We start from the raw sequence: 14,779 nt of genomic DNA, 5'->3' as shown, positions 1-14,779 counted from the left end.
CAGGACGTTGTTCGAGTCAGGTGTACACTAAGCCTGTATCGAGTACAGGTCATTTCTACCTGAAGTGCCGCCGGTGCTCCGGAACACGGAGACCCCCATGCAGCGATCGACGACTCCCGTGGAGCAGACGGACCCGCAGGTCGGCCTCGCGGTCTCGACCGTCATCTTCACGCTCCGAGCCGACGACGGGTTCGGCGCGACCGATCCGGCGCCCGGCATCTGGCTCCCGCTCGTCCGGCGCATCCGTGAGCCCTACGACGGCCTCTGGGCGCTGCCGGGCGGCCCGCTCGGTGCCGCGGAGTCCCTCGCGGACGCGGCCTCGTCGACCCTGGAGACGACCACCTCCCTCCGCCCGCGCTACCTCGAGCAGTTGTACGCGTTCGGCGACCTCGACCGCTCCCCCGCCGAGCGCGTCGTCTCGATCGTCTACTGGGCGCTCGTCGGGTCCGACGAGGCGAAGCGCACGCGGCTCGGCCAGAACGTCCGCTGGTTCCCGGCCGACGCACTCCCCCCGTTGGCGTTCGACCACCGCGACATCGTCGAGTACGCCCTGTGGCGGCTCCGCAACAAGCTGGAGTACAGCCACATCGCGCACGCCTTCCTCGGGGAGACCTTCACCCTCTCCGAACTCCGGGAGGTGCACGAGGCGGTGTTGCAGAAGCAGCTCGACCCCGCGAACTTCCGACGCCAGGTCGAGTCCTCCGGTCTCGTCCTGCAGACCGACGAGCTCCGTACCGGTGGGCGCCACCGCCCGGCGCGGCTCTACCGGTGGACCCAGCCCGTCACCCGACCGGAGACCCCGTCGCCCGGGCGGTCGACGAGCCGCAGGCCCACGACGTCCACCCCGACCACCCGTCAGCAGTCCGAGGAGCCAGCATGACCATCACCGCATCCGTCGACGACACCATCCAGCAGATCACCGAGGGTGCGTCCGACGGCGCGACCTGCGCGCCCGAGCTCGCGGCCGGGCCCTGGGTGTTCGACCTGCAGCCGCCGAGCTACGGCCCTGGCGCGTCGATGGGCGACGTCATCCCGACCGGTTCGCCCCGGCAGGGCCAGCTCCCGGCCGCCTATCGCGACGCCTCCAACGATGAACTCCACCGCCGCATCGTGGCCGCGAAGCAGACCCTCGGAGACCGCGTCGTGATCCTCGGGCACTTCTATCAGCGCGACGAGGTGGTTCAGCACGCCGACTACATCGGCGACTCCTTCCAGCTCGCGAACGCGGCCAAGGCACGCACCGAGGCCGAGGCGATCGTGTTCTGCGGCGTGCACTTCATGGCCGAGACGGCCGACCTCCTGTCCGGACCCGAGCAGGCCGTGATCCTCCCGAACCTCGCCGCCGGCTGCTCGATGGCCGACATGGCGGACATCGACCAGGTCGAGGAGGCGTGGGAGGCCCTCGAGGCGCTCTACGGGACCGAACCGGACGCCGACGGCCGGGTACCGGTCATCCCCGTCACCTACATGAACTCCTCGGCGGCGCTCAAGGGCTTCTGCGGTCGGCACGGCGGGATCGTCTGCACGTCCAGCAACGCGGAGACGGTCCTGCGGTGGGCCTTCGAGCGCGGGCAGCGGGTGCTGTTCTTCCCGGACCAGCACCTGGGTCGGAACACCGCCAAGAAGCTGGGCGTGCCACTCGAGCACATGCCGATGTGGAACCCGAACCGCCCGCTCGGCGGCAACGAGGCGACCGACCTCGAGCAGGCAGAGGTCATCCTGTGGCACGGCTTCTGCTCGGTGCACAAGCGGTTCACCGTCGACCAGATCGACCGCGCCCGGGCGGAGCACCCCGGCGTCCGGGTCATCGTGCACCCCGAGTGCCCGATGGCGGTCGTCGACGCCGCCGACGAGGCGGGATCGACGGACTACATCCAGAAGGCCATCGCGGCGGCGCCGGACGGCACCACGTTCGCGATCGGCACCGAGATCAACATGGTGCAGCGCCTCGCCGCGCAGTACCCGCAGCACACGATCTTCTGCCTCGACGACGTGATCTGCCCCTGCTCGACGATGTACCGCATCCACCCCGGCTACCTGGCCTGGGTGCTCGAAGGACTCGTCGCGGGCGAGGTGCTCAACCGCATCACCGTCTCCGACGACGTGGCCGTCCCGGCCCGCCTGTCGCTCGAGCGCATGCTCGCCGCGAAGCCGCCGGTCGCCGTCGGAACCCAGGCCGGCTGACATGGCGACGGTGCTCGTGGTCGGGAGCGGGATCGCCGGTCTCGTGGCCGCGATCCACGCGAGTGAACGGCACGAGGTCGTGGTCGTCACCAAGGACGTCCTCGGCCAGAGCAACACGCGCTATGCGCAGGGCGGGATCGCCGGGGTCATGTTCGACGACGACCGCGTCGAGGACCACGTCCGGGACACGCTGCTGGCCGGTGCGGGGCTGTGCGACGAGGAGGCCGTCCGGGTGCTCTGCACCGAGGGGCCCGAACGGATCCGCGAGCTCATCGCCTTCGGTGTGGCGTTCGACCGCGACGGCGACGGCTTCGCGAAGGGCCTCGAAGCGGCCCACTCCTACCCCCGGGTGCTGCACGCCGGCGGTGACGCGACCGGCGCGGCGATCGAGACGGCGCTCGTCGAGACGCTTGCGGCCCGGCGGGTCACCGTGCTGGAGCACACCGTCCTCGTCGACCTGGTGGTCACCGCCGGGACGGTCACCGGTGCACACCTCCGGTCCTCCGAGCGAGGTGCGTTCACCGTCGACGCCGACCACGTGATCCTCGCCACCGGCGGTGTCGGGCAGCTCTACCCGTTCACGACCAACCCGGCGGTGGCGACGGGCGACGGCGCCGCTGCAGCACTCCGTGCTGGAGCGGTGCTGGCCGACGTGGAGTTCGTCCAGTTCCACCCGACCGCGCTCGCCGCACCCGGCAGTTTCCTCGTCTCCGAGGCCGTCCGCGGCGAGGGGGCCGTCCTCCGGGACGCGAACGGTGCACGCTTCATGCGGGAGCTCCACCCAGACGCCGAGCTGGCACCACGCGACGTCGTCGCCCGAGGGATCGCCCGGGCCATGGCCGCGCAGGGCGGTGCCCCGGTGACACTCGACGCGACCGCGCTCGGTGCGGACCGCCTCGCCGCGCGGTTCCCGGGGATCGACGAGCACCTGCGAACCTCCGGCGTGGACTGGTCGCGCACACCGGTCGCCGTCGCCCCGGCCGCACACTATTGGATGGGCGGTGTCGCCACGGACCTCGACGGCCGGACCACCCTGCCCGGGCTCCTCGCCGTGGGCGAAGTCGCACGCACGGGCGTCCACGGGGCCAACCGCCTCGCCTCCAACTCGCTCCTCGAGGGTGCCGTCTTCGCGGCCCGCGCCGTCGCGGCGATCGATGCGGCACCGGGTGCGATCGCCGGTCGCCCGAGGCTCGGCGGTGAGCGGGTCGTCCTGGATCCCCGTGCGGCCGATGACGATCCCGGGCTCCCAACGGATCCCGTCGAGCCTTTCAGCCGCGCGGCGCTCCACGCCGTGATGTGGCGGGATGCCGGGCTGGTCCGTGACGCGCGTGGTCTCGAGCTCGCGCGCCGGACCCTGGACCGTTGGTCGACCGAGCTCGGCGACGTCGTCACCGCGCCACGGTCGGTCGCGGCCACCGAGGACCGCAACCTCCTGCTGCTCGCCCGGGCCGTTGTCGCCGCTGCCCTCGCGCGCACCGAGTCACGCGGTGCCCACGCCAGGGACGACCATCCCGGTGTCGATCCGGATCAGGCGTCGCCGATCGCGATCACCCTCGCGACCCCGGCTGACGCGCCCCAGCCCACCACCCACCCATCCGTGAACGGAACCGTGCTCGCACCATGCTGACCCCACATCTCATCGACACCACCGTCACCGCGGCCCTCGTCGAGGACGCCCCGTGGGGCGACCTGACGGCAGCGACCCTCATCCCGGAGGACGCCACGGCCTCAGCCTCCCTGACCGCGCGCGAGGCGGGCGTCTTCAGCGGTTCGGCCGTGTTCGAGGCGGCGTTCCGGCTGACCGACCCGCGCATCACGGTCGCGTTCCTCGTCGCGGACGGCGAACGGTTCGCCGCGGGCGACACCATCGCCATGGTGTCGGGTCCGGCGCGTGCCGTCCTGACCGCGGAGCGCGTCGCCCTGAACTTCGTGCAGCGGATGAGCGGCATCGCAACCATCACCGCGGCGTACGTCGAAGCCGTGTCCGACACCCGCGCCCGCATCGTCGACACCCGGAAGACGACCCCGGGCTTGCGCGTCTTCGAGCGCCACGCGGTGCGATCGGGCGGCGGACACAACCACCGCCATTCGCTCTCCGATGCCGTCATGGTCAAGGACAACCACCTGGCGGTCCTCCTCGAGCGCGGGCTGACGGTCACCGAGGCGCTGCTGCGGGCTCGCGAGGAGCTCCCGCACACGACGACGATCGAGGTCGAGGTCGACCGCCTGGACCAGATCGAGGCGGTGCTGGCGGCGGGCGTCGACACGATCATGCTCGACAACTTCAGCGTCGACGAGCTCCGCGAGGGCGTCGCGCTGATCGCCGGCCGCGCCATCGTGGAAGCGAGCGGGAACGTGACGCTGTCGACGGTGCGGGCCATCGCGGAGACCGGCGTGGACGTCATCTCCTCCGGCGCCCTCACGCACAGTGTCCGTTCCCTCGACCTCGGACTCGACGTCTCGGTCGACTGAGATGCTCTACCTCGACAACGCGGCGACGACGCCGGTGCGCCCGGAGGTGCTCGAGGCGATGTGGCCGTACCTGACGAGCACCTTCGGCAACCCGTCGAGCCATCACACCGTCGGCGAGGCGGCGGCCGGGGCGTTGCGGGACGCCCGGCGACGCGTCGCGACCGTGCTGGGCGTCCGACCTGGGGACGTGGTGTTCACCTCGGGCGGCACCGAAGCGGACAACCTCGCGGTCAAGGGCATCACCCTGGCGGCCCTCGATCGCGGACGCCATGTCGTCACCTCGCCGATCGAGCACGAGGCGGTCGCGGAATCGGTCGCATACCTCACGCGGTTCCACGGGGTCGAGGCCACCGTCCTCCCGGTGGACGGGACCGGCCTGGTCGACCCGGCCGAGCTCGCCGCTGCACTCCGGCCGGACACGGTGCTCGTCTCGGTGATGGCGGCCAACAACGAGATCGGCACGGTCCAGGACCTGTCGGCGCTCGGAGGCGTCGCCCAGGCCGCAGGCGTCCCGTTCCACACCGATGCCGTGCAGGCGGCGGGATGGCTGCCGCTCGGACTGGATCGCCTCGGCGTGGACGTGCTGAGCCTGGCCGGCCACAAGCTCGGTGCTCCGAAGGGCATCGGACTGCTCGCCGTGCGCGGCTCCCTGCCGTTGGAACCGCTCCTGCACGGTGGCGGTCAGGAACGCGGTCGCCGGAGCGGGACCGAACAGGTGGCCGCCGCCGTCGGGCTCGCGACGGCGCTGGAGCTCGCCGAGCGTGATCGGGTGGAAGCGGTGGACCGCGTCAGCGGACTGCGTGACGCGTTCATCGCGAGGGTCCTGAACGAGGTCCCGCGTGCTCGGTTGACGGGCCACCCCGAACGACGCCTACCGGGTATCGCATCGTTCGTGTTCCCCGGGACCTCCGGCGAGGCGGTCCTCCTCGAACTCGAACGGCGGGGCGTCATCTCCTCGAGCGGCTCCGCGTGTGCCGCCGGCAGCGACGAGCCGTCACCGGTCCTCCTCGCGATCGGCATCGCTCCGGAGGTCGCGCAGACCGCCGTGCGCTTCAGTTGGACCGCCGCCGTCACCGCGGCCGAGCTGGACCGGACGGCGAGCGCCGTCGTCGCCTCGGTGGAGGCCGTCGCGGGTCTCCGCTGAACCCCACGACGACCGACCGGACGGATCCGGCCGCGCGTTCGGTGACGGCTGCCCGACGCCGGGTGTCTGGCGGCACCCTCCGCCGGAGGCTGAGCTACGGTGGGATCCATGAGCACCGAGCAGGACGCGGCAGACCGCGCACGACGTCGACACGACAACGAGGACGCTGACGCCGTCACCCGGTTCCTCGCCGAGCGTGACCCGGAGTACGACCTCCACACGGAGCGTCTGGTCGACCCGGAGGAGGTCATCCTCAAGGACTGGCTGCCGCACGCGACCCCGACCGACGGTGGCGCCCCCACCCCCTGAGCGACGGCGCCCCCGCGCGCCGGATCGTCTCATGATCTAGCCGTCCACGCCTCGGAACACAAGTGGTTGCCGCGCGGGCGCGGGCCCGCGAGGCTTGAACGGTGACCGAGAGTCGGGATCAGAGACGGAGCTGACATGGGATTCCTGGACAACGCCAAGGACGCTGCTGAGGCGACCGGCCGGAAGATCGGCGAGACCGTCGAAGACGCCAAGGACCGGATCGGCGACAAGGTCGACGAGGCCAAGGCCGACGCGAAGGTGAAGCAGGCGGAGGCCGACGTGAAGAAGGCCGAGGCCGAGCGCGACACCACCGAGGCGAAGAACGACTACAAGGAGCAGCTGCGCGACTGACGCGGCCTCTGAACGACGAGGACCCCGCCTGGCGAACGCCGCGGGGTCCTCGCTCATTGTCGGGGCGCGGGTCTCCCCCGGCGACAACCGGGGCCGGGGACGCCGATGTGATCGCCGAGACCCGCCGGAAACGGGTTCTGACAGCGCCGATCTCGAGTGCCATCATGAACGGTAGCCGCGGACGCCCGGCCCGCGACCCGTTCCGACGAGGTGGCCGACATGTCGATCCTCCGCACCATTCCCGAAGCCGATGCCGATGCGACGACGGCCGCGATGTATGACGACGACATCGCCGACCAGGGATTCGTCGCGGCGCACACGAAGGTGATGGCGTTGAACCCCGGGGCCTACGCCGCGTGGGAGGCGCTGATCGGTGAGATCGCCCGACCGCTCGGCCTGCGACGCTACGAGCTCGTGACGCTCGCCGCGGCGCGAGGGACGCGGTCACGGCATTGCCGTCTCGCTCACGGCCGGAGATCGCTGTCGCTGTTCGAGGAGGACCAGCTCGTGCGCATCGCGGCGGACTATCGCGACGCCGGCCTGAGCCCCGCGGAGGTCGCGATGATGGCCTACGCGGAACGAGTGGGTCGCGACTCGGACCGGATGACCGACGCCGACAGCCTGATCCTGCGCCAGCACGGCTTCTCCGACCGGGAGATCCTCGACATCACCCTCGCTGCGGCCGCCCGCAACTACTACAGCCGGGCGATCCAGGCGCTTGCAGTCGACGTCGACGTTCCCGAGGACATCGGACCCGAACTGCGTGACGCGCTCGTCCGCGGCCTCTGAGCCGCGACGCCGCGGGCTAGCGCTCCGAGACCTGGCCGGCCTCGACGACCCATCGCCGTTCGATTCGGACGGTGTCGAGCATGCGGCGGTCGTGGGTGACGAGGAGGAGTGTTCCGTCGTAGCTCTCGAGTGCCTCCTCGAGCTGTTCGATGGCTGCGAGGTCGAGGTGGTTCGTCGGCTCGTCCAAGACCAGCAGGTTGATCCCCGTCGCCTGGAGCACGGCGAGCCCGGCGCGGGTGCGCTCCCCCGGCGACAACTCGTCGACGGGCCGGTTCACGTGGTCGGCCTTCAGCCCGAACTTCGCCAGCAGCGTCCTGACCTCTCCCGGGCTGAGGTCGGGCACGATCGCCTCGAAGCGGTCGGCGAGTGGCTCCGAGCCGACGAGCAATGAGCGGGCTTGGTCGATCTCGCCGATCCGCACACTGGAGCCGAGGCTCGCGCTGCCCGCGTCGGGTTCGCGACGACCGAGCAGCGTTGCGAGCAGGGTGGACTTGCCGGCGCCGTTGGGCCCCGTGATGCCGATGCGATCGCCCACGTTCACCTGGAGCGACAGGGGGCCGAGCTGGAAGTCGCCCTGCCGGACGACGGCCTCGGAGAGCGTCGCGACGACCGTGCTCGAGCGCGGTGCGCTGCCGATCGTGAACTGCAGCTGCCACTCCTTGCGTGGTTCCTCGACCTCGTCCAGCCGAGCGATGCGGCTCTCCATCTGCCGGACCTTCTGGGCCTGCTTCTCCGAGGACTCCGCCGAGGCCTTCCGCCGGATCTTGTCGTTGTCGGGCGCCTTCTTCATCGCGTTCCGCACGCCCTGGCTGGACCACTCCCGCTGCACCCGGGCGCGACCGACGAGATCCGCCTTCTTGTCGGCGAACTCGTCATAGGCGTCGCGGGCGTGCCGCCTGGCGACCTCGCGCTCCTCGAGGTAGGCCTCGTATCCGCCCCCGAAGACCCGGTTGCTCTGCTGCGCGAGGTCGAGTTCGAGGACGCGCGTGACGCAGCGGGCGAGGAACTCGCGGTCGTGGCTGACGAGCACCACACCTCCGCGCAATCCCTGCACGAAGCGTTCGAGCCGCTCCAAGCCGTCCAGGTCGAGGTCGTTGGTCGGTTCGTCGAGGAGGACGATGTCGAATCGCGACAGCAGTAGCGCCGCCAGTCCGACGCGAGCGGCCTGCCCACCGGACAGTGAGGTCATCATCGTGGTCGTGACATCCGCGTCGAGGTCCAGCCCGAGGTCGGCGAGGACCGCGGGGATCCGCTCCTCGAGATCGGCCGCGCCGCTCGCCAACCAGCGGTCGAGGGCGGCGGAGTAGACGTCCGCGGGGTCCGCGCCGGCCTGCGGGGGTTCGGCGAGCGCCGCGGCGGCCGCGTCCATCGCCTCGGTCGCCGCAGCACAGCCGGTGCGCCGGGCGATGTAGGCGGCGACGCTCTCACCGATGACGCGCTCGTGTTCCTGCGGGAGCGCGCCCACGAAGGCGTCTGACGGCGACAGCGTGATCGTGCCGGCCTGCGGTTCGAGCGAGCCGCCGAGGAGCTGCAGCAGCGTCGACTTCCCCGCTCCGTTCATCCCGACGACGCCGATGACGTCGCCCGGCGCCACCGTCAGATCGAGGCCGTCGAACAGGGTGCGGTGGCCGTGTCCTCCGGCCAGGCCTTGGGCCACGAGCGTTGCAGTCATGGGTCAATCGTCTCACTCGGGCCGAGCGCAGGAGACCGTTCATTCCGCGCCACCCTCGCGCCCGCCCGCGAATAGCACGACATCACGATCGGGTACGCGTTCCGCACTAACCGACTGGGCACCCCCCGAAGGTGTTACACAGGGAGCAGTTGCGGTTGATGTCGCCATCCTCTTTGGCTTCGCGCCCCTCCCACACGGAAGGGGCCTTCATGCGCCTCGAACTCTCTCCACCCGCCCGCAGCGCCAGACCCGCTCGCACTCGCCCACGGCTCTTCGCCGCAGCGGCAGTCGTGACCGTCGGACTCCTGGCCATCGGTGCCGGACCGGCGAACGCCGCGACCACGATCGACGGCCCGATCAACCTGGGCACGGCAGCCGGCTACGGCGTCCTCGCCGCATCGGCCGTCACCAACACCGGCGCGACCACGATCAACGGCGACCTCGGGCTGAGCCCGGAGAGCTCCGTGACGGGCTTCCCGCCGGGCATCGTCAACGGCACACAGAACGTGACGAACGAGCCCGCCGCCCTTGCGCAGAACGATCTCCTCACCGCGATGGGTGTCGCTTCCAGTCTGACCCCGACCACGCAGGGCGTCGGTGAACTCACCGGCCTGAACCTCACCCCAGGCGTCTACTCCGGCGGCGTGATCTCCCTGTCCGGGAACCTGACGCTCACCGGTACGGCGGAGTCGGTCTGGGTCTTCCAGGCGGCGAGCAGGCTGGACACCTTCACCGGTGCATCGATCATCCTCGCCGGCGGCGCGAGCGCCTGCAACGTGTTCTGGCGCGTCGGCAGCTCGGCAACGCTGGACGCCGGCGCTCCCTTCGTCGGCACGGTCCTCGCCGACACGTCCATCTCCACGGGATCGGGCACGGTCGTCGAGGGACGTCTCCTCGCGTCCACCGGCGCCGTGACGCTCATCAACACCGTCATCAACCGGCCGACCGGCTGCGACGACGGCAGCGGCTCCGAGGTCACGACGAGCCCGGAGATCACCTCCGCTCCGCTCCCCGGCGGCACCGTCGGCACGACCTACGACAGTACGGTCACCTCCACCGGCAGCCCCGACGCCACGTACACGGTCACCTCGGGTGCCCTGCCCCCGGGACTCGTCCTCGACAGCGTGACCGGTGGCGTGACCGGCACGCCCACGACGCCCGGGACCTACACGGTCACCATCACCGCGAGTAACGGCGGCGCGCCCGACGATTCCATCGAATCGACGATCGTCATCGTCCCGCCAGGCACCCCGCAGGTCCCCGGTCAGCCGGCGGTTCCGGCCGGAGACATCACGAGGCTCCCCGACACCGGGTTCCAGGGATCCACGCTCGCCATCGCAGCCGGCTCCCTGCTCGGCCTCGGCCTGCTCGCGGGTATCGCCTCGGTGATCGTGCGGCGTCGCCGACGCGACCAGCTGGGTGGCTGACGCGACACTGGTCGGCAGCCTGACGCCGTCACCGTAGGCTGAGGGCATGGATCACAAGCAGCTGCGCTCCTTCGTCGCCTCCGCGGAGACCCTCCACTTCGCGAAGGCGGCCAAGGCGCTCGGTGTGCCACGGAGCACCGTCGTCGCCGACGTCCGGAAGCTCGAGGAGAGCGTCGGAGCGGAACTGTTCGCCCGTGACGTGGAATCCACGCAGCTGACGGACGCCGGCCACGCGTTCCTCATCGAGGCGCGTCGCCAACTCGACGCCTCTGCGGCAGCAGCAGCGAAGTCGGCTCCCGCGCCGGGCGGCAAAGCCAAAGCGAACAAGGGCAAGGGCCGCGCGCCAAAGGTCAAGGGCGAGCCGCTGCCGTACAAGAAGCGCCAGGGTCGCTGAGCCGCACCCGCCGTCAGCGGTCCTGCGTCTCCGACGCGGACTCGACGACCCGCACCGATTCGCCTCGCCGCTCCGCGTCGGCTCGGGCCGTCCGTGCGATCGACACGAGGGTCTCGACGGGCGTCGGCGCGGCCGAATCCACCGCGACACCGAGGTTGGCAGCGCCCGCGAAACCGTCGAGCTGCTGCGTCACGGCCTCCCGGTAGCCTGCGGCGATCGGTGCCGCGAGGTCGTGGAGACCCGAGAGGCCGGTCGGCCCCGATTCGACCGACGTGGCCACGAGGATCGTCCCGCTCCACACGCGGGTGCAGACGGACCCGGCCGGCAGCTCACGGAAGACCGCGGCTGCGAGCAGTGCCTCCAGCTCCCCCGCCGTCGCCATCCCGTAGGCGCGGCGGAGGTCGCCGTAGCCGTCGATGGCCACCACGAGGATCGCGAGGCGACGATCGGGTTGCTGCCCATCGCGGAGTCGGGTCGCCTCGGCGATGAACGCCCGGCGCCCCACCGCGCGGACGCCCACCCGCTCCGAGGAGAGGCGCTGCTTGCGCTCCCAGGAGCGCAGGAGGACGAGGCCGACGGCGATCGCGACGACGAACACGAGGTTCATGTAGGTCACGATGGGCGTGCTGAACAGCCGCTCGAAGATCTCCGAGTGAGGACCCGCCGTGAGGTAGACCGCGAGGCGCACGGCGGTGAACACCGCGTGCAGGATCATGACCACGACGAGCACCAGTGACGCCGGTGCCGTTCGCATCCGCCCCCGTCGCGCCTCGTACGCGACCAGGAGCGACAGCATGGTGAGCGAGATGAGCCGAGCGATGGTGCCGGCCCACTCCGGGTCGTCAGTGGGGTCGAGGACGGCGGAGATCGCCGTCACGCCGACGAAGAGGGTGCCGAGCAGCACGAGGCTGCGTCGACCGTTGAACAGCCGGCACCCGACCCACAGGGCGGCGATCGAGGCGACCATGGCGGCATTGGCGACGGCGACGATCCATACCGAGTCGCCGTTGAGCGTAGCGGCGAGATAGCTGACCGCGGAGAGCAGGGTGGTGGCGAATCCGGACATCCAGGCTGCCATGTGGCGTCCGGCGAGGGTTCGCGCACTGTCGAGTCCGTAGAAGATCCCGCACGCGGCGCAGACGATCACCGCCACCACCAGCATGCTCGCCAGATCGATCGTCACCCGTGGCCTCCCCCAGGCGCCCGTTCGGGTGGCGCCTCATCGAGCGTACCGCCGGAGCACGACCGCGCTGGCGGCAGGGACGTCGGAAGCATCAGGGTGCTGAACCACGGAGACCGGATGTGCCACCATCGATCCATGCGCGAATCGCCCGACCGTCCCGTCGCCGTCCGCGCGACGGCGTTCCGTGGCTCGTCGAGATGGCGCCGACGGCCGCTGCGGTTCGTCGGCTACGACGCCCTCCTGCCGGACGGTTCCGTCAGGTTCGACGTGGATCTCGCCGCAGCCATGCCTGCCCATCCGGCGGATGCCTCGACCCGCGACACGAACGTCCACGACCGCTGCCCCGAGGTCGGTGCCGGTCCGTGGATCGACGGGTTCGGTCGTGCCGTCGACGGACCCGAGGACGGCGGACCGCCGCTGAGCGTTCGACGCCGGGCGCGCCCGCGACCCTCCGACCTGCCCGGCCGCCGCCCATCGGCGAAAGCCGGGCGACGCTGGCGCATCGGGTTCGGCGTGGCAGCGCTCGGAGTCGGCGCCCTGCTCGTCATCGGCCCGCTCCGCGACACCCCTCTGGGCTTCCTCGGGGTGGTCAGCGCGTTCGCCGGGCTCGCAGCCCTCGCGGGCCTGGTCCCCCGCGCCAAGCGCTGGTGGTGACGGTGCGCTACGTCGACCATGAACCAGGAATGTGGTTCCTCGTCGAGCAGGAGGGTTCGCTCTACCTCGACGCGAGGTACAGCTACAGCGCCCTCATCGACGATTCCGCGCTCATCCGGCTGAACGACACCGAGCTCGCCGCCTACCTCGCGGGCGACCACGATGTCCTGTCCGACCTCGCCGGACGCATCCACAACAGTGCGCCCTACCGGAGTGAGTCGCCGTTCTTCAGCAGGGATCTGTACCGCAGTGCAGACGGCGCGCAGTATCGCGAAGCCGTCTCAGCCGCGATCGCCGATCACACGTGGATCGCGGAACAGCGGCGGAAGCGGTGACCACGACCGAAAGTGCTCTTTCCGTCGACGTGGGGGCTGGTCGACGACGAGACGTGCGCTTTCGACGGGCTAGACGTTGAAGCGGAACTCCACGACGTCGCCGTCCTGCATGACGTAGTCCTTGCCCTCCATGCGGGCCTTGCCCTTGGAGCGGGCCTCAGCGACGGAGCCGGTCTCGACGAGGTCGTCGAACGAGATGACCTCGGCCTTGATGAAGCCCTTCTCGAAGTCCGTGTGGATGACGCCGGCCGCCTGGGGCGCCTTGGCACCCTGCGGGATCGTCCACGCACGCGACTCCTTCGGACCCGCCGTGAGGTAGGTCTGGAGACCGAGCGTCGCGAAGCCAATGCGTGCGAGCTGGTCGAGGCCGGACTCGGTCTGGCCGGTCGACTCGAGCATCTCACGGGCGTCGTCCTCGTCGAGGTCGACGAGCTCCGACTCGAGCTTGGCGTCGAGGAAGACGGCCTTCGCCGGTGCCACGAGGGCGGCCAGCTCGTCGAGCTTCGCCTGGTCCTGCAGGACGTCCTCGTCGACGTTGAACACGTAGATGAACGGCTTGGCCGTGAGGAGACCGAGCTCCTTGATGGGCGCGAGGTCGATCTTCGTCGCCGAGAGCGGGGTGCCGGCGTTCAGCGCGTCCTGCGCCTCCTTCGCCGCCGTGAGGACGGAGGGGTCGAGCTTCTTGCCCTTGACCTCCTTCTCGAACCGGGTGACGGCCTTCTCGAGCGTCTCGAGGTCGGCGAGGATGAGCTCGGTGTTGATGGTCTCCATGTCGGAGGCCGGGTTCACATCGCCGTCGACGTGCACGACGTCGGGGTCGGCGAAGCCGCGGACGACCTGCGCGATGGCGTCGGCCTCACGGATGTTCGCGAGGAACTTGTTGCCGAGCCCCTCCCCCTCGCTCGCGCCCTTGACGATGCCGGCGATGTCGACGAAGGACACCGCGGCGGGCAGAATGCGCTCGCTGCCGAAGATCTCCGCGAGCTTGCCGAGCCGGGCGTCGGGCAGTTCGACCACGCCGACGTTCGGCTCGATCGTCGCGAACGGATAGTTCGCTGCGAGCACGTTGTTGCGCGTGAGCGCGTTGAACAGGGTGGACTTGCCGACGTTGGGCAGGCCGACGATGCCGAGAGTAAGAGCCACGAGGGTCTATCGTACTTGTCCGCGCGTCCCCGTGGGTCGCGCCTCCGCTCCGGGCACGGATCGGCACCGTCGATCGAGCGGGTTGCGGCGTGCCACCCGAGCGGTGTCGGACGCTGGTGCGAGGGTGAGGACGTGCCACTGGATTTCACCGCCATCGACTTCGAGACCGCGAACTCGTCATCCGCCTCCGCCTGCAGCGTGGGCCTCGTCAGGGTCCGCGACGGCATCGTCGTCGACCGCGCGGGCTGGCTCATCCAGCCCCCCGCCGGACACGACGCGTTCCTCGAGTGGAACACGCGCATCCACGGGATCGTCGCGACCGACGTCCTCGGTGCGCCGGGTTGGGCGGACCAGCTCGACACCCTGCTCGACTTCGCCCAGGGTGACGCCCTCGTCGCCCACAACGCCGGCTTCGACATGGGCGTCATCCGCGGTGGCTGCGCCGCCACCGGCCTCGACTGCCCCGACCTCAGCTACCTGTGCAGCCTCAACGTCGCCCGCAAGACGTATCAGCTCGACTCCTACCGGCTCCCCGTGGCGGCCCTCGCCGCCGGGTTCGACGACTTCCAGCACCACGACGCCACCGGCGACGCCGAGGCCTCCGCGCACATCATCATCCACGCCGCCGCCCGCCATGGAGCTTCCTCGATCGCCGAACTCGCGCAGCTCACGAGCGTGAAGATCGGCCGGATCGGGACAGCTGTCGCCGCCTGAGCGCGCGG

The 14,779-nt window shown here is 70.6% G+C and carries 16 protein-coding genes; 13 read left to right on the top strand and 3 right to left on the bottom strand.

The genetic code is table 11. From position 1 onward, the window contains the following. Positions 1–97 precede the first annotated feature (97 nt). The 8 genes from EAO79_RS10985 (at position 98) to EAO79_RS10950 (ending at position 7,249) form a co-directional block, all read left to right on the top strand. On the top strand, positions 98–880 hold the full coding sequence (locus tag EAO79_RS10985; protein WP_124769002.1) for an NUDIX domain-containing protein: 783 nt from the start codon (positions 98–100) through the stop codon (positions 878–880). Then, positions 877–2,184, top strand: coding sequence for a quinolinate synthase NadA (gene nadA / locus EAO79_RS10980; RefSeq protein ID WP_124769001.1), 1,308 nt, complete (start codon positions 877–879; stop codon positions 2,182–2,184). The genes EAO79_RS10985 and nadA overlap by 4 nt, the downstream gene beginning before the upstream one ends. Position 2,185: 1 nt before the next feature. Beyond that, positions 2,186–3,811: an L-aspartate oxidase gene (nadB, locus tag EAO79_RS10975; protein WP_124769000.1), complete on the top strand. Its 1,626-nt coding sequence runs from the start codon at positions 2,186–2,188 to the stop codon at positions 3,809–3,811. Beyond that, entirely contained in the window at positions 3,805–4,656 is an 852-nt protein-coding gene (gene nadC, locus EAO79_RS10970; protein WP_124768999.1) for a carboxylating nicotinate-nucleotide diphosphorylase, read from the top strand. The genes nadB and nadC overlap by 7 nt, the downstream gene beginning before the upstream one ends. Position 4,657: 1 nt before the next feature. After that, positions 4,658–5,800: a cysteine desulfurase family protein gene (locus tag EAO79_RS10965; RefSeq protein WP_124768998.1), complete on the top strand. Its 1,143-nt coding sequence runs from the start codon at positions 4,658–4,660 to the stop codon at positions 5,798–5,800. 108 nt (positions 5,801–5,908) lie between these two features. Continuing rightward, positions 5,909–6,109 carry a hypothetical protein gene (locus EAO79_RS10960; RefSeq protein ID WP_124768997.1) on the top strand — a complete coding sequence of 67 codons (201 nt, stop codon included), beginning with the start codon at positions 5,909–5,911 and terminating at the stop codon, positions 6,107–6,109. Between the two features lie 135 nt (positions 6,110–6,244). Beyond that, positions 6,245–6,460 carry a hypothetical protein gene (locus EAO79_RS10955; RefSeq protein WP_079705518.1) on the top strand — a complete coding sequence of 72 codons (216 nt, stop codon included), beginning with the start codon at positions 6,245–6,247 and terminating at the stop codon, positions 6,458–6,460. A 219-nt stretch (positions 6,461–6,679) separates the two neighbouring features. Further along, positions 6,680–7,249, top strand: coding sequence for a carboxymuconolactone decarboxylase family protein (locus EAO79_RS10950; RefSeq protein ID WP_124768996.1), 570 nt, complete (start codon positions 6,680–6,682; stop codon positions 7,247–7,249). Between the two features lie 16 nt (positions 7,250–7,265). On the opposite strand, the gene EAO79_RS10945 is transcribed toward EAO79_RS10950, so the two are convergent. Then, entirely contained in the window at positions 7,266–8,921 is a 1,656-nt protein-coding gene (locus EAO79_RS10945) for an ABC-F family ATP-binding cassette domain-containing protein (RefSeq protein WP_124768995.1), read from the bottom strand. A 209-nt stretch (positions 8,922–9,130) separates the two neighbouring features. Between EAO79_RS10945 and EAO79_RS10940 the strand changes: the two genes are divergently transcribed. Beyond that, on the top strand, positions 9,131–10,348 hold the full coding sequence (locus EAO79_RS10940) for an ice-binding family protein (RefSeq protein ID WP_164486929.1): 1,218 nt from the start codon (positions 9,131–9,133) through the stop codon (positions 10,346–10,348). A gap of 46 nt (positions 10,349–10,394) precedes the next feature. Next, positions 10,395–10,742: a LysR family transcriptional regulator gene (locus tag EAO79_RS10935; RefSeq protein WP_124768993.1), complete on the top strand. Its 348-nt coding sequence runs from the start codon at positions 10,395–10,397 to the stop codon at positions 10,740–10,742. A gap of 13 nt (positions 10,743–10,755) precedes the next feature. On the opposite strand, the gene EAO79_RS10930 is transcribed toward EAO79_RS10935, so the two are convergent. After that, positions 10,756–11,925: a hypothetical protein gene (locus EAO79_RS10930; RefSeq protein ID WP_124768992.1), complete on the bottom strand. Its 1,170-nt coding sequence runs from the start codon at positions 11,923–11,925 to the stop codon at positions 10,756–10,758. A 135-nt stretch (positions 11,926–12,060) separates the two neighbouring features. On the opposite strand from EAO79_RS10930, the gene EAO79_RS10925 reads away from it, so the two are divergent. Together EAO79_RS10925 and EAO79_RS10920 are read left to right on the top strand one after the other, a co-directional pair. After that, positions 12,061–12,579 (top strand): hypothetical protein, encoded by a 519-nt coding sequence (locus tag EAO79_RS10925; protein WP_124768991.1) that lies wholly within the window; start codon positions 12,061–12,063, stop codon positions 12,577–12,579. 29 nt (positions 12,580–12,608) lie between these two features. Continuing rightward, positions 12,609–12,914: a hypothetical protein gene (locus tag EAO79_RS10920; RefSeq protein ID WP_079705511.1), complete on the top strand. Its 306-nt coding sequence runs from the start codon at positions 12,609–12,611 to the stop codon at positions 12,912–12,914. 69 nt (positions 12,915–12,983) lie between these two features. Here EAO79_RS10920 and ychF read toward each other — a convergent pair whose 3' ends face one another. After that, the gene (ychF, locus tag EAO79_RS10915; RefSeq protein ID WP_124768990.1) at positions 12,984–14,057 is read right to left on the bottom strand and encodes a redox-regulated ATPase YchF; all 1,074 of its coding nucleotides are present in this window, start codon (positions 14,055–14,057) and stop codon (positions 12,984–12,986) included. 132 nt (positions 14,058–14,189) lie between these two features. On the opposite strand from ychF, the gene EAO79_RS10910 reads away from it, so the two are divergent. Beyond that, positions 14,190–14,771, top strand: coding sequence for an exonuclease domain-containing protein (locus tag EAO79_RS10910; protein WP_064296572.1), 582 nt, complete (start codon positions 14,190–14,192; stop codon positions 14,769–14,771). Positions 14,772–14,779: the final 8 nt, after the last annotated feature.

Source organism: Plantibacter sp. PA-3-X8 (genome assembly GCF_003856975.1).
Lineage (GTDB): Bacteria > Actinomycetota > Actinomycetes > Actinomycetales > Microbacteriaceae > Plantibacter > Plantibacter auratus.
The sequence above is the reverse complement of the archived record's forward strand: the minus strand, read 5'-3'. Positions and strand labels throughout refer to the sequence as shown.